This is a genomic window from Ramlibacter sp. (assembly GCF_028292805.1).
Taxonomy (GTDB): domain Bacteria; phylum Pseudomonadota; class Gammaproteobacteria; order Burkholderiales; family Burkholderiaceae_C; genus Ramlibacter.
The window spans coordinates 13,154-30,340 of record NZ_JAQGLS010000120.1 but is presented as its reverse complement, the minus strand read 5'-3'; the positions used below and the strand labels follow the sequence as shown (position 1 = coordinate 30,340).

Sequence of the window (17,187 nt, the reverse complement as noted above, 5' to 3'; positions counted from 1 at the left end):
TCGCGCAGAAGCGGCTGGATCCGCCCGGCCCGCTCGGGCAGGTACTCGTAAGGGGGCGCCTCGTTCATGTAGAGCTTTTGCGTCATCTCCAGCTGGATCGCGTGCACGTTGGCCGCCGGCCGGCCGTAGTTGCGCGTGATGTAGCCGCCCTTGAAGCGGCCATTGACGGCGTGCGTGAACGGCGCCGCGCGGGCGGCAACGGCAGCGACGGCTTCGGTGATGCTGGCGTCGGCGCTGGTGCCGCCGCCGCTGCCGATGTTCAGGTCGGGCAGCACGCCTTCGAACAGCCACGGGATTTCGCAGCGGATGCTGTGCGCGTCCCACAGCAGCACGCGGCCGTGCTCCCGCCGCAGGCGCTGCAGCTCACCCGCCAGCGCATCGTGGTACGGCTGCCAGTACTCGGTGCGGCGCCAGTGCTGCTGGTCGGCGTCCGGCGCCGCGCCGTCCGCGTACAGCGCATCGCCGTTGAAAAACCGGGTGGGACACAGCTCGGTGTTGGAGGCGCCGGGGTACATCGGGGTGTTGTCGGGCGGCCGGTTCAGGTCGATCACGTAACGCGAATAGCGCGGCTGCAGCAGGCTGGCGCCCAGCTCGGTGGCAAAGGCATACAGCTGCGCCAGGTGCCAGTCGGTGTCCTCCACGGCGTGCGCGCGCGGCACATAGCCATCGCGCAGGTCGGCCGGGATCTCGGTGGCTATGTGCGGCATGCTCACCAGCAACGGTGCGCTGCCTCGATGCAGCTGGAAACTCATGGTGTGGTTCCTCCTCGGATGGTTTGCAAATGGGGGCGGTTGCCGATCGCATACGCGAGCTGGGACGGATGATCCACGTCCCACCGCACGAAGTCCGCGCGCGGTCCGGCGGCCAGCACGGCGTGAAGGCGATGCGCTCGCAGAAGGCATCCACCGCGTCGACCAGTCCTTGCGCGTGCAACAAGGCCAGCATGCGCAGCACTTCGTCCACGTAGGCGTCGGCCCGACCGGCGAACTCGGGCGGCAGCGCGCGCGCCCAGGCAGGTGGTGCGCACCGCCACCGGCTCTTGCTCGCCCAGCAGGCGGGCCGCCCGCAGGCACTTGCGCTCCTGCTCCTGCTCCTGTCCGTAGCCGGACTTGATCTCGATGGTGGTGACGCCCCCGGCCAGCTGCTGGCCGCGCGCGTGGCGCGAACCGTCGCCGCGATGCCGCCGCCGGCCCGGGCCATGTCCTCGTGGCTGGCCCCGTCCAGGCGCTGCTCGAACTCCTGCGCGCGGTCGCCGCCGTAGACCCAGGTGGGTGTGGCAATCGATGGGGCCGGGCGTGACGAGCGCGCCGCCGCCATCGTGCCGCTGGCTGCAGCCCTGCTGCAAGGCGGCGGGCACGTCGGTGCGCGGGCCGACCCACAGCAGCCGGTCGCCCCCGACCACCAGGGCGCCGTCGCCAACCAGCCCGCAAGGCACAGCCGCATCCGCGGCCATCGTGGCCACGTCGCAGTGCGACCAGATCTGCATGTTCACGCCATCACCTTGATCCACAGGGCATCGTCAACCACCACCAGCACTTGCACCGCAACGCTGATCCGGCACCAGGCCAGTGCCGCAACCGGCACGTCCAGCAATTGCCCGCCAACGCAGATGCGGGCGGCGCTGCGCTGAGGATACAAGGCGAGCAGCGCGCCGGGGGGCCGCGAAGCTGTGCCTGCCGCGCACGCGCAGCATGCGCCGTTGCGGGCCGGGAAGGTCCTGGCCACGCCGGCGACTTGCAGGATGTTGTCAGCCTGAAGTAGGGCGCGGTGCCGGGCGCGCTGGCCGCCACGGTCTTGCCTTTCAGGTCGCCGATCTTGCCGAGGTTGGACTGACCACTATGCCGTCGGCGCCATAGCTTTTGTCCAGCTGGAAGATCTGCGCGGTGGCGACGCCGCTGGCGTTCCAGACGATCCAGGTTTCCACCATGGCGGCGGCGCACTGCACGTCGCCCGACGCGATGGCCAGGCGGCGGTCCCAGGCGATCTTCATGGCCAACCGGGTGCTTGGTGATGAGCGCCCGCCCAGGCCGCATCACGTGCGACCAGCCGGTGCCGCTGGAGCACCCGCGCCACTACGCGGTGAAAACCACGCCGGCGTTCATGGACCTCAAGGCGCGCCTGACCAAGGAGATCCGGGTCGAGGCGCAGCGGGCCGCCGCCCTGGCCGCCCGAGGCGGAGCCAGCTTTTCTGCAAGGCGTTCAGGCTTCATTCATGGACCGCGACCGACACTGCGGCCATGAACAACCGATCTTCCACCTGGAAACTGCTGGCGCAACTCACCGCCTCGGTGGTGCTGGTGTGTGCTGTTCTGTTCCTGACCGCGGCGGCCGCGTTCCCCTGAGCCGGGCGTTCTCCTAGTCTTCCTGGAAGCGGTCGCGCCTGGGCAACTGCGGGAACAACTTCCACCACGCGCCCACGATCAGCAGCGTCGCCAGCCCGCCAAGCACGACCGAGCCGACCGCGCCGAGCACGGCGGCGGTGGCGCCGGATTCGAATTCCCCCAGCTGGTTGCTGGCGCCGATGAACATGGAATTGACCGCGCCGACCCGCCCGCGCATGTCGTGCGGCGTTTCCAGCTGCACCAGCGTCTGCCGCACCACCACGCTGACCATGTCCGCCGCGCCGGACAGCGCCAGCGCCGCCATCGACAGCCAGAAGTGGGTGGACAGGCCGAACACCAGCATGCACGCGCCGAAGCAGGCCACCGACAGTAGCAGCCAGCGGCCGATCCGCGTGCGGACCGGCGTGCGCGTGAGCACCAGCGACATCGCCAGCGCCCCCACCGCCGGCGCCGCGCGCAACAGCCCCAGGCCTTCCGGCCCGACCTGCAGGATCTCCTTGGCGAAGATCGGCAGCAAGGCGGTGGCGCCGCCGAACAGCACGGCCACCAGGTCCAGTGAAACGGCCCCCAGCAGCAGCTTGCGCGAGGCGATGAAACGGGCCCCGGCCAGCATCGAGTGCAGCGTCGGCGCCGCGGTGGAAGCCAGCCGCCGGTCCGGGATCTGCAGCAGGGCCACCAGGGCCAGCACCAGCAGCACGGTGGCCGCGGCGTAGACCGTGATCCCGGTGCCCAGGAACAGCACGCCGGCGGCGGCCGGCCCGCCGATCACGGCCAGCTGGTTGCCCGACGAACTCATGGCCATGGCGCGCGCCAGCATGCCGGGCGGCACCAGGCTGGGCACCAGCGACTGCTGCGCCGGCATCTGGAAGGTGCGCGCGGTGCCGAGCAGGAACGAAGCGCCGAACAGCACTTCGCGCGAGAGCAGACCGGCCAAGCTGAACCCCAGCAACCAGGCGGTGGCCGCCAGCTGCAGCAGCTGGGCCCAGGCGATCACGCGCGGCCGGTGGTAGCGATCGGCCACGTGGCCGGCCGGCAGGGTCAAGAGCAGCACGGGCAGAAACTGCACCAGGCCGACCAGCCCGAGATCCCAGGCGCTGCCCGTCAGCTCGTACATCTGCCAGGCGGCCGCCACCATGGTCATCTGGGTGGCCAGCCCCCCGAGGATGCGGGTGGCCCACAGCCGCAGGAAGGCTTGCTGGGCGAAGAGGCTGCGCAGGCTATCGGGGGCGGGGACAGGCACCGGGCGCATCGTACCCGCGGGCGCGCCCGGCCGGCAGCAAGGGCTGTGCTCCTACACGGCCGCCCCTGCCGGTTGGCCGATCATTGCGGCCCATGGAGTTCAGCACTTTGCTGGTGATCGCGTTGGCCGGCGCCCTGGCCTCGCCGCTGGGTGGCGCACTGGCGCTCTGGAAGCGTCCCAGCACCCTGGGGCTGTCGATCGCGGTGGGCTTCGCGGCCGGCGCGCTGCTCGGGGCCTTCGCCCTCGAGATGCTGCCCAAGGCGGCCGAGTCGGCCTCGCTGCCGCTGGCCGTGGCCGGCTTCGCGGCCGGCTTTGCGTTCGTCTATGCGCTGGACCTGTTCATCCACCGCGGCGCCAGCGCCGGCGAGAAGGCCTCGCAATGGCAGCGCGTGCTGCGGCTGCGCCAGCACCAGCGGCCGCGCGGCGACCAGGTGACGGTGCTGGCCGGCGGCACCAGCGCCGAGGAGCTGATCGAAGGCCTGACGATCGGCGTCAGCGCGGCGACCGACCCCACGATGGGAATGATCGTCGGCCTGGCCATCATCATCGACAACGTCAGCGAATCCATGAGCATCGGCGACCTGATCCGGGAGAAAGGTGGCGAGCACCAGGCCCGCCGCATCCTCGGCTGGACCAGCCTGATCGGGCTGGCCCTGTTCGTCTCGGCGATGGCCGGCTGGTTCCTGCTGCGCAACCTGGCACCGGCCACGCTGGGCGTGCTGCTGGCCGGCGGGGCGGGCGCCATGTTCTACCTGACCATGACGGAGCTGGTGCCCGAGGCGGAGAGCCACCAGTACCAGCAGTCGGCGGCGATTGCGGCGGGGCTGGGGTTGCTGGTGATTTTTTCGCTGTCCAGGGCAGCGGGGTAGCTGGGAGCCCCTTCAATCCATCCGGATGTTGGCCGCCTTCACCACCTTCGCCCACTTTTCCAGTTCGGCCTTCTGGAACGCCCCCAGTTCCGCCGGCGTCGACCCGCCCGGCTCGATCCCTTGCGCCACCAGCCTGGCCTTCATCTCCGGGTCGTTGATCGCCTTGATCAACTCGGCCGACAGCTTGTCGACGATGGGCTTGGGCACGCCGGCCGGCGCGAACACCGCCTGCCACGAGACCACGCTGAAGCCGGGCATCGTCTCGCTGATGGCCGGGATGTCCGGCAGCATCGACGCGCGCTTGTCCGAGGTGACGCCCAGCGCACGCAGCTTGCCGGCCTGGATGTGCGGCAGCGCCGGCGCCAGGTTCTCGAAGATGATCTCCGGGCCCTGCCCACCCAGCAGCGCGTTGAGCGACTCGGCGCTGCTCTTGTAGGGCACGTGCACCATCTTGCCGCCGCTGGTCTGCTCGAAGAACACGCCGGACAGGTGCTGCGAAGTGCCGTTGCCCGACGATGCATAGCTGATGCCGCCGGGCCTGGCCTTGATCGCCGCGATCACGTCCTGCACGCTCTGGTAAGGGCTGTCGGAGCGCACCACCAGGATGTTGGGCATTGAGCCGATCATGGTGATCGGCTGGAAGTTCTTGACCGGGTCGTACGGCAGCTTGCTGTACAGGCTGGCGTTGATGGCATGCGAGCTGACGGTGCCGCCCTGGATGGTGTAGCCGTCCGGCGCCGCCTTGGCCGTGAAGTCGCTGCCGACGCCGCCGCCCGCGCCCGGCTTGTTCTCGATCACGAAGGTGGCGCCCAGGGCCGGTCCGGCCTTGACGGTGATCATCCGGGCCAGGATGTCGGTGGTGCCGCCGGCCCCGAACGGGACGATGTAGGTGATCGGCTTGGCCGGCCAGGCGGCCTGGGCGTGGACACCGGTGGCGGTGGCAGCGGCCACGACGGCGGCGGCCAGGACGATGCGACGCTGCATGCTGTCTCCTGTCGGTGGATGGCGCCGTCGGCCAGGCCAGCGGCAACAAAAGCTTAAGGCTTGGGCGCCGCGTTGAACAGGGGGTGGATGCTAGGAGCCCGTGCGGTCCTTGTGCGGGAACCGCACCGGCTCCTGGCCCGCCGGCCGCACCACCACGGTGCCGGCGATCTTGTCGTGCCAGCCCTGCTTGCGGCGGTCGAGCGCCACCCACAGGTAGCCCAGCCCGAGCGGCAGCAGCGAGACGAAATAGGCCAGGTAGCGCAGCACGGCCTGGCCCTTGGTCATCGGCTCGCCGGTGCCGGCATCGACGATGCGGGCGGAAATCACCATCTTGCCCGGCGTCGCGCCTTTGTAGATCCAGAACGCGAGCACCGCCAGCGCCGGCAGCACCACGTTGATCAGGATGTCGCCGGTCCCGTGGAAGAGCCGGTCGTCCGGCGCCGTGTAGCGGCCATAGACGGCCATCGTCAGCGGCGCCACGATGGCCAGCTGCAGCAGCAGGTCGATCAGCGCCGCGCCGGTGCGGGCCCAGAAGCCGACGTATTCGAGGTCTTGGTCCATGCAGCTCCGTGTGCGCGAGGCGGAGCGCCCCGTCCAGCGGACGTATCCTATGCCAGGCGGCGCCGGGACCGATACGGTCGGGCTGCGACGTGCGGCTTGTCCGACGCGCTGAGCTCCGCCCCTCCTGCTGCGCCAGCCTTTTTCTTTTGCGACGCTGAGCCTCAGCAACCAAGGAACGCCATGCCCAACCCAGCCACCCACCTGCCGCCCGACGGCGACCCGAAGCAGGCGCAGCGCAAGCCGCCCGTGCAGGTGGATGCCGGCGCGCCGCATGCCGGCCGCGTCGGTGACGCCGGCGCCCGCGCCGAACGGCCATCCGAAGGCGGCAAGAAGCTCAGCGGAGTGCGCAAGCCAGGCCGCGGCGCGAAAAGCCCATCGGCCGCGAAGGGGACCAGCCGCTAGGCCCGAGCCCTTGGTGCCTAGTCGAACCTGACGTTGTTCTCACGCACGGTCGCCACGAAGCCGTCGTACTGGCGCTTGTGGAAGGCGCCGAACTCCGCCGGCGTCATGCCGTAGCTCGAAAAGCCCTGCCCCACCAGCTGGTCGCGCACATCGGGGCGCGCCAGCGCGGCGCGCAAGCCCGCGCTGAGCCTTTCGGTGACCTCGGCCGGCATGCCGGCCGGACCGAAGAAGCCGGCCCAGGGCGTGATGGTCAGCTTGCCGATGCCAAGTTCGGCCGCGGTTGGCACGTCGGGCATCAAAGGGCTGCGCCTGGGCAGCAGCGTCACCAGCGCCTTGGCCTTGCCTTCCTTGACCAGCGCCGGCAGCAGCGTGCCGGTCGAGAAGATCATCTGGATCTGGCCGCTGGCCAGGTCCGTCAGCGCCTGCGCATCGCCCTTGTAGCGCGCGTTCACCACCTTGGCATTGCGCGTCGACAACAGCTGCAGCATCGCCAGCTCGGCGGCGCTGTTGCTGGAAGCGGAGTTGAACTTGCCGGGGCTGGCCGCGACGTGGTCGAGGAACTCGGCCAGGTTCTTCACCGGCAGGCCCGGCGCCACGGCCAGGAACATCGAGAACTCGCCGGCGGAGCTGATCGGCGTGAAGGCCTTGAACGGCTCGTACGGCGGGGCCGGACGCAGCGAAGGCACGGCGACCATCGCCGTGTTGGTGCCCATGAGGAAGGTGTAGCCGTCGGGCGGCGCCTTGATCACCTCCTGCGCCGAGATGATGCCGTCGGCGCCGGGCTTGTTGTCGACGATCACCTGCTGGCCCAGCTCCGCCGACAGGCCCTTGGCGATGATGCGCGTCATCACGTCGGCGGCGCCGCCGGGGGTGAAGCCCACCACCACCCGCAGCGACTTGGACGGGTAGGCCTGGGCATGGGCCGAGGGCAGCGCCCAGGCCGCGGCCGTGGCGGCGATCAGGTGCAGCGCCAGCCGCTTGCTGGGGGACCTGATCATGTCTTGTCTCCTGTCTTTGTCATGCTCGCCTGCGCGTGATGGTCACGATGCCGGCGTCGGCATCCACCCGCACCCAGTCGCCGGTGCGGATCACCGTCAGCGGGTCGATGTCGAAGCCGGTCATGGCGGGCGCGTGGCTCACCACGGTGCCCAGCGCCACCTTGGTCGTCATCTGGTTGAACAGCCAGGCGGCCGGCGCGGTGCCCATCATCCGGGCCACGTGGAACTGGGCCGACCAGCCCGACGAGCCCTTGGCGCCGGGGAACACCAGCACCTTGCCGGCGAAGCTCTGGCCACGCAGTTCGTGCCGCGTCTCGATGATGGTTCCGTTGCGCGGGTCGACGCCGCCCCAGCCGGAGATCGGCTCGTTGGTGACCAGCGCCTCGCCTTCGGCAATGCCGGGCACCACCCGGCGGCCGCGGATGACGATCGTCTGGCCAGTGCCGGCGCCGGCTTCAGTGGTGGAGACGGTGTTCATGGCGCGCTCCAGCGGCCGCTGCAGGCCGCGTCTATGCATTGGGCGGTGGTGCCGAACCAGGCCTGCAGGCCCAGGATGGCGGGCAGGTAATGGGCCTGCTTGGCCGAATCGAGCGCCACCACCTTGGTGCCGGGGGGCACGGCGCGGCTCATGGCGGAGCAGCTGTCGGTCATGATCTTGCCGCCGGCCGCTTCGATGATCCGGGTGTAACCGTTGCGCGTGGCGACGTCCTTGATGGCGCGCGGGGTGAAGATCCACAGCGCGCTGTTCTCGTGCACCTGGCGGCCTTCGATCAGCTGCGCGGCTTCCCAGATCTGCTCGATGGTGTAGTGCGGGCAGCCCAGCATCACGTAGTCGACCTGGCGGTCGCTGCCGTTGGCGTTGATGCGCTCCAGCGTGGCGGCGCGCTCGCGCGGCCCATAGTGGCGCAGGTCGGCCGGCCGGTTGCCGCCGTACGCCTGTTCGGAGGTGTTGGCTTCCGGCGTGATGCCCACCAGGTGGAACATCTCGACCCCGCCCGACGACGACGCGGCCGCGCCGAAGTGCTTCAGGCGCGGCAGGTTGGGCACGGCGCCGGCGCCGGTGATCACGGGCACGCGCTCCTGCACCCAGTCGCCCATCCAGTAGCCGAACAAGCCCCAGTCCTCGACCGACTCCACCGGCATGTCCAGGTGCACGCCGATGGTGCCGCGCCGGCCTTCGTCGCGGTGCAAGCCCCAGTCGGGGATGCGGGCGGTGAGCATCGCGGCGCCCACGCTTTCGCGGCCTTCGGTGTTGGTGCGGCCGCCCAGCACCGAGTTGCAGTAGACGACCGCCGACGATTCCATCCAGGCGCAATGCTCGCCGCGAGTGGGCACGTTGCCCACCTGGTACGGCGTGCAGGTGTTGAGGATCTGCACGCCCAGGCGCGCGACCTCGGCCTCGCTTTTCTTGTAAAAGCGCACCATCTCCTCGCTTACGCCCATTTCCTTGGGATGGTGCGGATCGAAGCCCAGCTGCAGGTGCGAGCTGAAGGCCTTCACCTTGGGGATGGCAACCACCTCCTGGCTGTCCAGGCTGAACTCGCTGAAGACCGCGTCCATGCCGCCGCGCTCGAGCGCGAAGTCGCGCATGAACGGCGTGGTCGCTGTGACGGTGCCGGTGACGTTGCGCGTCTCCACCAGCGCCTCGGCGCCCAACGCCTCGCCGTAGCGCACCAGCAAGTCCATCGCCTTGGCGATGGCGGGGCCGTCGCGGCCATCCGCCATGGCCTTTTCCTCGTCGGTCAGGCGCATGCCTGCTCCCCGGCGGCGAGCACCGCCTCGGCCGGCGCCTGCGGCCGCAGGTACACGCCCTGGGCGACCAGCGCCTGCTGCAGTTGCGCGATGTCGACGTGGCGCGGCTGCACGCCGGCCTGCACCGCCAGCGCGGCGGCCACGCCCGCGGCCTGCCCGGTGATCCAGCACTGCGGGATCTCGCGCATGAAGCCGTGCGAGTTGCGGTCGCAGGAGATGTGGCGCCCGCAAGCGAGCAGGCCGTCGAGCGACTCCGGCACCAGCGCGCCGTAGGGGATGGAGATATTCGGGAACTTGGGCGAGACGGCCGGCGTCACGCCGATCTCGTCGGCCAGCGCCGTGCCTTCCGGCCAGCGGCTGCGCAGCACCGAATCGACGCCCTTCAGGCGCCGCGCGTGGCGCACGCCGATCTGCGGCGCCGACAGCATCATGTAGGCGTCTTCGAAGCCGGGCGCGTTCTTGCGGTAGTACTCCAGGTGCGAAGCCATGGCGCGGTGCGAGCGCACCTCCACGGCCGTCAGGTCGTCCACGTCCAGCGCCGAGTAGCCGGACTGGCGCGGGCCCATGAACAACGCGACGTCGTTGCGCCAGGACACGAACGGCCGCTCGAACAGGCCGCAGCTTTCGCGCCCGCCCGCCATGAAGGCGGCCCAGGCCTCGGGCTGCTCGCTGCGAAAGGCGATCCACCTGTCCATGTCGACGCCGCCGAACAGCCAGGCGGTGTTCATGCAGTGGTGCACGTCCGCCTGCTCGATGTCGTTGACGAAGGCGGCGCCGGCGCGGGCGAAGATGTCGCCGTCGCCAGTGGCGTCGATCACCACCCGGGCGCGGATCGCCATCCGGCCTTCCTTGCTTTCGAAGGTGGCGCCCACCACCTTGCCTTCGTCCATCAGCGGCATCGCGGCCCACGAGTGGTAGACCAGCTTCACGCCGCGCTCGATCACCAGTTCCTGCGACAGCAGCTTCAGGCGCTCGGGGTCGATGGTGGGCGACCAGGTGACGATGCCGTGGTAGGCGGCGGTGCGAAACGACCAGTGGTGCGCCTTGTCCTTGTCCTGCGAGCCCCAGTCGTGCGGGCTCGGGCCGGCCACCGCGTCGGCCGGCAGGCGGTCGAACAGCTCCTCGGCGAAGCCGCGGATCACCAGCTTGCCTTCCCAGTCGGTCATGCGGTCGATCCAGATCACCAGCCCGCCGGTGGACAGGCCGCCCAGGTGGTTGTAGCGCTCCAGCAGCACGACGTCGGCGCCCTGGCGGGCGGCCGCCGCCGCCGCCGCGCAGCCGGACGGCCCCCCGCCGATCACCAGCACTTCGCAATCGCGGTAGACGGGGATGTCGCGGCCCGGCTCGTGCAGCGTGCCCAGGTCGGGCCGCGGCGGCTTGGCGTCGCGCTCGAAGATGTCGGATTGCAGGATGCGCTCGTCGGTGCGCGTCAGGCTCTGCATCTTGGGGAGAATCTTGTCTGTCATTTCGCGGTCTCGCGGGTGAGGACGGCGCCTTGCGCCAGCGGGCCGACGTTGCGGCGGTAGATCTGCAGCCAGCCGCGGTCGAACTGGGCCTTCGGCGGCTGCCATTCGCTGCGGCGCTGCTCCATGGTGGCGTCGGCCACGTCGAGGTCGACGCGCCGCGTGTCGAGGTCGACGGTGACGATGTCGCCGTCATGCACCAGGGCCAGCGGCCCGCCCAGCGCGGCTTCGGGCGCCACTTCGGCAACGACCAGGCCCTTGCAGACCAGGCCGGAGAGGTGGCCGTCGGTGAGCATCGCCACCTGGTCGCCGATGCCGGCGCCGTCGATGGCGAACACCACGCGCGAGGCGCCGCCGCCCATGGCCGGTCCGCCGCAGGCGCCGGCGCCGCGCATCACGATCACGCAACCCGGCGCGATGGCCTTGGCCCGCAAGGCGGCGACGGCGGCGTCGGAACTGTCGAAGCAGACGGCCGGGCCGGTGAAGCGGCGCAGCTTGCGCTCGCCGATGCCGGGCTTGGTCAGCGCGCCTTCGGGCGCCAGGTTGCCGCGCATCAGGATGATGGCCGGGTGCGGCGCGACGGGGCGGTCGATCGAGCGGATCACTTCCGGGTTGGCGACGTGGGTGTCGCGCAGGTTGTCGGCCACGCTGGCGCCGGTGACCGTCATGGCGCCCGGATCCAGCAGCGGCAACAGCTGCTTCATCAGCGCGCGGCAGCCGCCGGCGGCCTCGAACTCCTCGATCAGGTGCTCGCCGATCGGGCGCAGGCCGGCCAGCACCGGCGTCTTCGGGCCCAGCGTCTCGAACAGGCCGTAGATGTCGACACCGCTCTCCGCCTCGGTTGCCACCGCCTGCAAGTGTTTCACCGCATTGAGCGAGCCGCCGATGGACAGCACGGCCTTGACGGCGTTGGCGAAGGCGCCCGGCTGCAGGATGTCGCGCGGCTTCAGGTCGTCCCACACCATCTGCACGATGCGGGCGCCGGCGGCGCGGGCGTCGGTGAACATCTTGTCCGACAACGCCGCCACCGGCGCGCTGCCGGGCAGCGCCATGCCCAGCGCCTCGCAGACGACGTGCATGGTATTGGCAGTACCCAGGCCCGAGCAGACGCCGGGCGAGCGGATCGCGCAGCGGCTCATGCCGATCACGTCCTCGGTGGAGGTGCTGCCCAGCATCGCGTGCATCGAGTGGATGAACACCTCCTCGATGTCGACGTGCCGCCCCTTGTACTCGCCGCTGGCCTGGTAGCCGCAGGGCACCATGATGGTGGGCACGTTCAGGCGGGCCGCGGCCATCAGCTGGCCGGGCACGGTCTTGTCGCAGGAGGTCAGGCAGACCATGCCATCGAGCTGGGCGCCTTCGACGGCCACCTCGATGTCGTTGGTGACCAGGTCGCGCGCGGCCAGCATGTAGGCGCCGCGGGCGCCGGCGCCGGTGACGAAGTCGCTGGGCGCGGCGGTGCGGATCTCGAACGGCACGCCGCCGGCAGCGCGGATCGCCTCCTTGACCTCCTTGGCCACCTGGTCCTGGTGGCTGTAGCAGGCGGCCAGCTCCGAGCTGCTGTTGACGACGGCGATCTTGGGCTTGTCGCAGTCCTGCTCGGGGATGCCCATCGCGTGCCACTGCGCGTTGCGCACGGCCCAGAGGTAAGAGCCGCGGGGGAAGTTGCTGCGCAGCTTGCGCACCGGTTCGGTCATGGAATCATGTCTCCTGGAGTCGTTGTCAGCGGGGCTTGGGCACGTGGCCGCCGATGTCGGCCGCCAGCGCATCGGCCATCCGCAGCAGTTGCGGGGCGACCACCTGGCACAGGCGCTCGTCGGTGTAGAAGAAGGCGGCGGTGCCGCAGTTGAGTGCCATCACTTCGCCGCCCGGCCCGACCAGGGGCACCGAGACGGAGTTGATTTCGCGGTGGAACTCGCCGGCCGAAATGCTGTAGCCGAGCTGGTCGGCGTCGGCCAGCGAGCGCCGCAGGCCTGGCTCCAGCGCCGCCCACTCGCTGCCGCGCGACAGGCGCAGCGACTCCACCAGCGCCTCCCGCTCCGGCTTGGCCAACGCCCACAGATAGGCGCGGCCCAGCGCCGAATTGGCGATCGGCGCGCGCGAGCCGACGTCCAGGCGCGGCGACAGCATGGTGGTGCGCGGTCGGCAGGCCTCGATCAGCACCATCTCCAGCCCGTCCGGCACCGCCAGGTAGACCGAGCCGCTGGCGGCCTCGGCCAGCGCCTGCATGTGCGGCCGGGCGACGGCGCGCACGTCCAGCCCGGCCAGGAACACGCGGGCAATCGAGATCACGCCCGGGCCCAGCATGTAGCGGTCGCCGTCCGGCTGCTGCTTCAACAAGCCCAGCGTGGCCAGCGTCGATGCCAGCCGGCCGACCGTGGCGCGCGGCACGCCGGTCAGGCGCGACAGCTCGGTGGAAGTCAGGGTGCGCCGCTCTTCCGTAAAGCAGCGCAGCACCGCGATCCCCCGCTCCAGTGCGCTGACCGTGTCGGGCCGCTGCTGGCCGCTGCCGTTATCCTCGGGAGTGTTCATATTGCTTATTTTGGACGGATCGCCCAAAATAATCAAATACTTTCCTTTGGTCCATGCCGACCAAAACATCAGGAGACCTGAAAATGGATAGTTCGCTCATTTCTCGTCGTCACTTTAGCGCTTTGACAGCGGCCGCCGCCCTCGCGGCGCCGCTGTCCGCGCTGCCGCAAGCGGCCTTTCCGCAGCCCGGGCGGCCGATCCGCCTGCTGGTGGGCCTGGCAGCCGGCGGATCGCTGGACGGTCAAGCCCGCTCGGTTGCACGGCGGCTGGCCGAACTCACCGGCGGCCAGGTGGTCGTGGAGAACAAGCCGGGCGCCAGCATGATGCTGTCGGCCAGCGAAGTGATGCGCGCCAACCCGGACGGCTACACCTTGCTGTACGCGCCCTCTTCCCTGTTCGCGCAGAACCCGCACACACTCCCCAGCGTCCCCTACGACCCGTTCAAGGACTTCACGCCGATCACCCTGGCGGCGCGCGGCCCGCTGGTGCTGACCGTGCACACCTCGCTGCCGGTGCAGACCGCCAAGGACCTGGTCATGTGGGCCAAGGCCAACCCGGGCAAGCTGAATTTCGCCTCCTTCGGCACCGGCACCTCGTCGCACATCTACGCGCTGGCGTTCGCCAGGACTGCCGGCATCGAGGTCACGCACGTGCCGTACAAAGGCACGGCCGAAGCGGCGCGTGATTTGCTCGAAGGGCGCGTGCAGGCCTACTTCGATGCCGCGCCAACGGCCATCTCCAACACCGCCACCGGCCGCATCCGCATGGTCGGCGTGGCCTCGCCCAAGCGCATGCCGGCGGCGCCGGACGTGCCGACCTTCAACGAGCAAGGCATCCCCGGCATCGACCTGACCAGCTGGATCTCCATCGTCGGGCCGGCGAAGATGCCTCCCGACGTGGTGGCGCGGCTGAACGCGCTGCTGGTGCAGACGCTGAACTCGCCGGACGTCAGGGAGTTCTACGCCAAGGGCGCCTGGGAGGCCTCGCCTTCGACCCCGGCCGAACTCACCAGCGAGATGCGCATCGCCTACGACAAGTGGGGCGCGATGGTCAAGGCGATCGGCTTCGAGAAACAGTAAGGAACCACAATGAAATTCGTCAAGCAACTGCTGGCCGCCGCGGCCTGCGCCGTTCTGCCGCTGGCCGCCGCGGCCCAGGCCGCCTTCCCGTCCAGGCCGGTCACGATCATCGTGCCCAACGCCCCCGGTGGCGCCATCGACATCCTGGCGCGCCTGCTGGAGCGCAACCTGAGCGGGACCTGGAAGCAGCCGGTGATCGTGCAGTACAAGCCCGGCGCCGGCACCGTGCTGGGCACCGACTTCGTCGCCAAGGCGCCGGCGGATGGCCACACGATCGGGCTGGTGATCACCGGCCACATGATCAACCCCAGCCTGCGCAAGGCCATGCCGTACGACACGCTCAAAGACCTGGCGGGCGTCTCGCTGCTGGCGAGCTCTCCGGTGGTGATCACCGCCTCGTCCAAGCTGCCGGCCGGCAACCTGAAGGATCTGATCGCGCTGGCGAAGAACGGCAAGCTGAGCTATGCCTCGCCAGGCAGCGGCAGCTCCATGCATCTGGGCGCCGAGCTGCTCAAGACCACGGCCGGCATCGACATCCTGCACACGCCGTACAAGGGCGCGGGCGGCGCCTATCCCGACGTGATCGCCGGCCGCGTCGACCTGCTGGTCGATCCGCTGTTCTCCTCGCTGCCGCACATCAAGTCGGGTGGCCTCAAGCCCATCGCGATCATGAGTCCGAAGCGCTCGCCGATCGCGCCGGAGATCCCGACGGTGGCCGAGACCCTGCCGGGCTTCAGCGTCGAGAGCGTGTTCGGCGCCGTGGTGCCCGCGGCCACCCCGCGCGACGTGGTGCACAAGATCAGCGCCGACATGAACAAGGCGTTGCAGACCCCCGAGGTGAAGCAGCGCATGGCGGACATCGGCCTGACGCCCATGGGCAACACGCCGGAACAGTTCGACGCCTTCATCCGCGCCGAGATCCCGAAGTGGGCGCGGGTGGTCAAGGCCTCTGGCGCGACGGCGGACTGATGAACCCCCGCGTTCGTCACTCCGTGTACTCACTGCCCCCCAAGGAGGCTTCAGCCTCCTTGGGGCGGCTGGGCGGAGGCTGACATGCAAACCATGTGGGACAACCCGCTGAAATTCAAGCGGATCGAGGTGCGGCCGGCCAATGGCACGATCGGTGCGGAGATCCGCGGCGTAGCCCTGTCGCAACCGCTGGACGACGCGACCTGGAACGAGATCCGCCAGGCGTTCCATGACTACCTGGTGGTCTGGTTTCCCGACCAGCCTCTCACGCACGAGCAGCACCTGGCTTTCAGCAGCCGCTTCGGCCCGTTGATGGCCATGCCGCAGCTGCACAGCGTGGACGGCTTTCAGGACATCCACGTGATCCGCCGCGACGCCGACGACACCGGCCGGGTGGTGGGCGAGAACTGGCATGCCGACAGCACCTACATGGCGCAGCCGCCGGCTGCGGTGATCATGCGCGCCGTCACCGTGCCGGATTTCGGTGGCGACACCGGTTTCCTCAACATGGTGGCCGCCTACGAGGCGCTCTCGCCCACCATGCGCCAGGTGGTCGACGGCCTGAGCGCGGTGCACAGCGCCACCCGTGTCTACGGCTCGGCCTACCAGGCGCAGAAAAAGCAGGTGTGGAGCGCCACCAGCGTCAAGACCGAGATGGACGTGGATGCGGGCGACCGCGAGACGGTTCATCCGCTGGTCTGCACGCATCCCGGCTCCGGCCGCCGCTTCCTGTACGTCAACCGCGTCTACGTGCAACGCATCGACGGCATGACGGACGACGAGAGCCGGCCGCTGCTGCAGTTTCTGCACGACCACTGCAGCCGCTTCGAGCTGACCTGCCGCGTGCGCTGGGCCAAGGACCAGGTGCTGGTCTGGGACAATCGCGCGGCGATGCACAAGGCGATTCCCGATTACGTCGGGCGCGCCCGTTACATGACCCGCACTACCATCGCCGGGAGCCGTCCGCAATCAGCCAAGGCCCCCACAGGAGACATCACATGAACAAGCCCTTCCCGCGCACCTTTCCGCGCCGCGCCGTCCTGGCCGCGGTGGCCGTGGCGCTCGCACCCACCTTCGCGGCGGCCCAGGCGGTCGACGCCTGGCCCGACAAGCCGGTCAAGCTGATCGTGCCGTTCACCGCAGGCGGCCCCACCGATACGGTGGCGCGGCTGATCGCCATCGGCCTGCAGGCCGCCTGGAAGCAGCCGGTGGTGGTCGATTACAAGCCGGGCGCCGGCACCATGCTGGGCACCGGCATCGTCGCCAAGTCACCGGCCGACGGCTACACGCTGGGCATGGCGATCACGGCGCTGACGATCAATCCCAGCCTGCAACCCAACCTCTCCTACGACACCAGGAAAGACCTGGTCGGCGTGTCGCAGGTCGCGCAGGCGCACTTCGGGCTGTTCGCGCATCCCTCGCAGCCGTTCAACACGATGGCCGAGCTGATCGCCTACGCCAAGAAAAACCCCACGGCGCTGAGCTTCGCGACGCCGGGCGCCGGCACCGGCACCCACCTGGCTGGCGAAATGCTGTCCCACATGGCCGGCATCCGCATGGTGCACGTGCCTTACAAGGGCAGTGCGCCGGCGCAGCAAGACGTGATCGGCGGCCGCGTGCCGCTGCTGTTCGACGTGCTGTTTTCGTCGATGCCGTTCGTCAAGGACAGCCGCATGAAGCTGATCGCGCTGTCGAGCCCAAAGCGCGCCCTGTCCAACCCCGAGGTGCCGCTGATCGCCGAGACCGTGCCCGGCTTCAGCGCGGTCAGCGTGATCGGCATCATCGCGCCGGCTGGCCTGCCGCCGGCCTTGCTGCACAAGATCAGCGCCGACATCGGCCAGGTGGTGCGCAGCGCGGAAGTCACCGCCCGCATGCAGCAGCTGGGAATGGAGCCGGTCGGCTCGACCGCGGAGCAGTACACCGCGCAGATCCGCCAGGACATCGACAAATGGGCTGCCATCGTCAAGACGGCCGGAATCAAGATCGACTAGGGAGC

General features: G+C 69.7%; 17 protein-coding genes and 3 pseudogenes. 7 read left to right on the top strand and 13 right to left on the bottom strand.

From position 1 onward, the window contains the following. The 4 genes and pseudogenes from hutG to JWP65_RS06985 all read right to left on the bottom strand — a co-directional run. On the bottom strand, positions 1-752 hold a 752-nt coding region (gene hutG / locus JWP65_RS07000), incomplete at its 3' end, for an N-formylglutamate deformylase (RefSeq protein WP_299761950.1). 34 nt (positions 753-786) lie between these two features. Next, positions 787-1,453 (bottom strand): annotated as a pseudogene (locus JWP65_RS06995) (hypothetical protein); the annotation flags it as partial. A gap of 35 nt (positions 1,454-1,488) precedes the next feature. After that, entirely contained in the window at positions 1,489-1,638 is a 150-nt protein-coding gene (locus JWP65_RS06990) for a hypothetical protein (protein ID WP_299761956.1), read from the bottom strand. Between the two features lie 110 nt (positions 1,639-1,748). Next, positions 1,749-1,975, bottom strand: a pseudogene (locus tag JWP65_RS06985) (ABC transporter permease); the annotation flags it as partial. A 1-nt stretch (position 1,976) separates the two neighbouring features. Between JWP65_RS06985 and JWP65_RS06980 the strand changes: the two are divergent. Continuing rightward, positions 1,977-2,160: pseudogene (locus tag JWP65_RS06980) on the top strand (ABC transporter ATP-binding protein); the annotation flags it as partial. Positions 2,161-2,355: 195 nt separating this feature from the next. Here the strand turns inward: JWP65_RS06980 and JWP65_RS06975 are convergent. Next, on the bottom strand, positions 2,356-3,582 hold the full coding sequence (locus JWP65_RS06975; RefSeq protein WP_299761947.1) for an MFS transporter: 1,227 nt from the start codon (positions 3,580-3,582) through the stop codon (positions 2,356-2,358). 92 nt (positions 3,583-3,674) lie between these two features. Here JWP65_RS06975 and JWP65_RS06970 point away from each other — a divergent pair, with 92 nt between their 5' ends. Then, on the top strand, positions 3,675-4,451 hold the full coding sequence (locus tag JWP65_RS06970) for a hypothetical protein (RefSeq protein WP_299761944.1): 777 nt from the start codon (positions 3,675-3,677) through the stop codon (positions 4,449-4,451). Between the two features lie 12 nt (positions 4,452-4,463). On the opposite strand, the gene JWP65_RS06965 is transcribed toward JWP65_RS06970, so the two are convergent. Beyond that, positions 4,464-5,435: a tripartite tricarboxylate transporter substrate binding protein gene (locus JWP65_RS06965; RefSeq protein ID WP_299761941.1), complete on the bottom strand. Its 972-nt coding sequence runs from the start codon at positions 5,433-5,435 to the stop codon at positions 4,464-4,466. Between the two features lie 90 nt (positions 5,436-5,525). Next, positions 5,526-5,996 carry an RDD family protein gene (locus JWP65_RS06960; RefSeq protein WP_299761939.1) on the bottom strand — a complete coding sequence of 157 codons (471 nt, stop codon included), beginning with the start codon at positions 5,994-5,996 and terminating at the stop codon, positions 5,526-5,528. A gap of 180 nt (positions 5,997-6,176) precedes the next feature. Between JWP65_RS06960 and JWP65_RS06955 the strand changes: the two genes are divergently transcribed. Beyond that, positions 6,177-6,398, top strand: a complete 222-nt coding sequence (locus tag JWP65_RS06955) for a hypothetical protein (RefSeq protein ID WP_299761936.1) — start codon at positions 6,177-6,179, stop codon at positions 6,396-6,398. A gap of 17 nt (positions 6,399-6,415) precedes the next feature. On the opposite strand, the gene JWP65_RS06950 is transcribed toward JWP65_RS06955, so the two are convergent. The 6 genes from JWP65_RS06950 to JWP65_RS06925 are packed head-to-tail and all read right to left on the bottom strand — an operon-like array spanning position 6,416 to position 13,143. Then, on the bottom strand, positions 6,416-7,396 hold the full coding sequence (locus JWP65_RS06950) for a tripartite tricarboxylate transporter substrate binding protein (protein WP_299761933.1): 981 nt from the start codon (positions 7,394-7,396) through the stop codon (positions 6,416-6,418). 19 nt (positions 7,397-7,415) lie between these two features. Then, positions 7,416-7,874, bottom strand: coding sequence for a DUF126 domain-containing protein (locus JWP65_RS06945; protein ID WP_299761930.1), 459 nt, complete (start codon positions 7,872-7,874; stop codon positions 7,416-7,418). Then, complete coding sequence (locus tag JWP65_RS06940) at positions 7,871-9,148, bottom strand: aconitase X catalytic domain-containing protein (RefSeq protein WP_299761927.1); 1,278 nt, start codon at positions 9,146-9,148, stop codon at positions 7,871-7,873. Before JWP65_RS06940 ends, JWP65_RS06945 begins: the two co-directional genes overlap by 4 nt. Then, a complete protein-coding gene (locus JWP65_RS06935; RefSeq protein WP_299761925.1) occupies positions 9,139-10,614 on the bottom strand; it encodes an FAD-dependent oxidoreductase in 1,476 nt (491 codons plus the stop codon). Before JWP65_RS06935 ends, JWP65_RS06940 begins: the two co-directional genes overlap by 10 nt. Continuing rightward, complete coding sequence (locus tag JWP65_RS06930; RefSeq protein ID WP_299761922.1) at positions 10,611-12,308, bottom strand: dihydroxy-acid dehydratase; 1,698 nt, start codon at positions 12,306-12,308, stop codon at positions 10,611-10,613. Before JWP65_RS06930 ends, JWP65_RS06935 begins: the two co-directional genes overlap by 4 nt. 25 nt (positions 12,309-12,333) lie before the next feature. Beyond that, the gene (locus JWP65_RS06925; protein ID WP_299761919.1) at positions 12,334-13,143 is read right to left on the bottom strand and encodes an IclR family transcriptional regulator; all 810 of its coding nucleotides are present in this window, start codon (positions 13,141-13,143) and stop codon (positions 12,334-12,336) included. A gap of 83 nt (positions 13,144-13,226) precedes the next feature. On the opposite strand from JWP65_RS06925, the gene JWP65_RS06920 reads away from it, so the two are divergent. The 4 genes from JWP65_RS06920 to JWP65_RS06905 all read left to right on the top strand — a co-directional run bounded on the left by JWP65_RS06920 (position 13,227) and on the right by JWP65_RS06905 (position 17,182). After that, positions 13,227-14,222, top strand: a complete 996-nt coding sequence (locus tag JWP65_RS06920; protein WP_299761916.1) for a tripartite tricarboxylate transporter substrate binding protein — start codon at positions 13,227-13,229, stop codon at positions 14,220-14,222. 9 nt (positions 14,223-14,231) lie between these two features. Then, a complete protein-coding gene (locus JWP65_RS06915) occupies positions 14,232-15,191 on the top strand; it encodes a tripartite tricarboxylate transporter substrate binding protein (protein WP_299761913.1) in 960 nt (319 codons plus the stop codon). A gap of 84 nt (positions 15,192-15,275) precedes the next feature. Further along, complete coding sequence (locus JWP65_RS06910) at positions 15,276-16,193, top strand: TauD/TfdA family dioxygenase (protein WP_299761910.1); 918 nt, start codon at positions 15,276-15,278, stop codon at positions 16,191-16,193. Further along, positions 16,190-17,182 carry a tripartite tricarboxylate transporter substrate binding protein gene (locus JWP65_RS06905; RefSeq protein ID WP_299761907.1) on the top strand — a complete coding sequence of 331 codons (993 nt, stop codon included), beginning with the start codon at positions 16,190-16,192 and terminating at the stop codon, positions 17,180-17,182. Before JWP65_RS06910 ends, JWP65_RS06905 begins: the two co-directional genes overlap by 4 nt. Positions 17,183-17,187 lie beyond the last annotated feature (5 nt).

Bases quoted from the DNA above. Each gene is read 5' to 3' on its own strand.
- JWP65_RS06970 (WP_299761944.1), top strand. From the start codon at position 3,675: ATGGAGTTCAGCACTTTGCTGGTGATCGCGTTGGCCGGCGCCCTGGCC.
- JWP65_RS06965 (WP_299761941.1), bottom strand. From the start codon at position 5,435: ATGCAGCGTCGCATCGTCCTGGCCGCCGCCGTCGTGGCCGCTGCCACC.
- JWP65_RS06960 (WP_299761939.1), bottom strand. From the start codon at position 5,996: ATGGACCAAGACCTCGAATACGTCGGCTTCTGGGCCCGCACCGGCGCG.
- JWP65_RS06955 (WP_299761936.1), top strand. From the start codon at position 6,177: ATGCCCAACCCAGCCACCCACCTGCCGCCCGACGGCGACCCGAAGCAG.
- JWP65_RS06950 (WP_299761933.1), bottom strand. From the start codon at position 7,396: ATGATCAGGTCCCCCAGCAAGCGGCTGGCGCTGCACCTGATCGCCGCC.
- JWP65_RS06945 (WP_299761930.1), bottom strand. From the start codon at position 7,874: ATGAACACCGTCTCCACCACTGAAGCCGGCGCCGGCACTGGCCAGACG.
- JWP65_RS06940 (WP_299761927.1), bottom strand. From the start codon at position 9,148: ATGCGCCTGACCGACGAGGAAAAGGCCATGGCGGATGGCCGCGACGGC.
- JWP65_RS06935 (WP_299761925.1), bottom strand. From the start codon at position 10,614: ATGACAGACAAGATTCTCCCCAAGATGCAGAGCCTGACGCGCACCGAC.
- JWP65_RS06930 (WP_299761922.1), bottom strand. From the start codon at position 12,308: ATGACCGAACCGGTGCGCAAGCTGCGCAGCAACTTCCCCCGCGGCTCT.
- JWP65_RS06925 (WP_299761919.1), bottom strand. From the start codon at position 13,143: ATGAACACTCCCGAGGATAACGGCAGCGGCCAGCAGCGGCCCGACACG.
- JWP65_RS06920 (WP_299761916.1), top strand. From the start codon at position 13,227: ATGGATAGTTCGCTCATTTCTCGTCGTCACTTTAGCGCTTTGACAGCG.
- JWP65_RS06915 (WP_299761913.1), top strand. From the start codon at position 14,232: ATGAAATTCGTCAAGCAACTGCTGGCCGCCGCGGCCTGCGCCGTTCTG.
- JWP65_RS06910 (WP_299761910.1), top strand. From the start codon at position 15,276: ATGCAAACCATGTGGGACAACCCGCTGAAATTCAAGCGGATCGAGGTG.
- JWP65_RS06905 (WP_299761907.1), top strand. From the start codon at position 16,190: ATGAACAAGCCCTTCCCGCGCACCTTTCCGCGCCGCGCCGTCCTGGCC.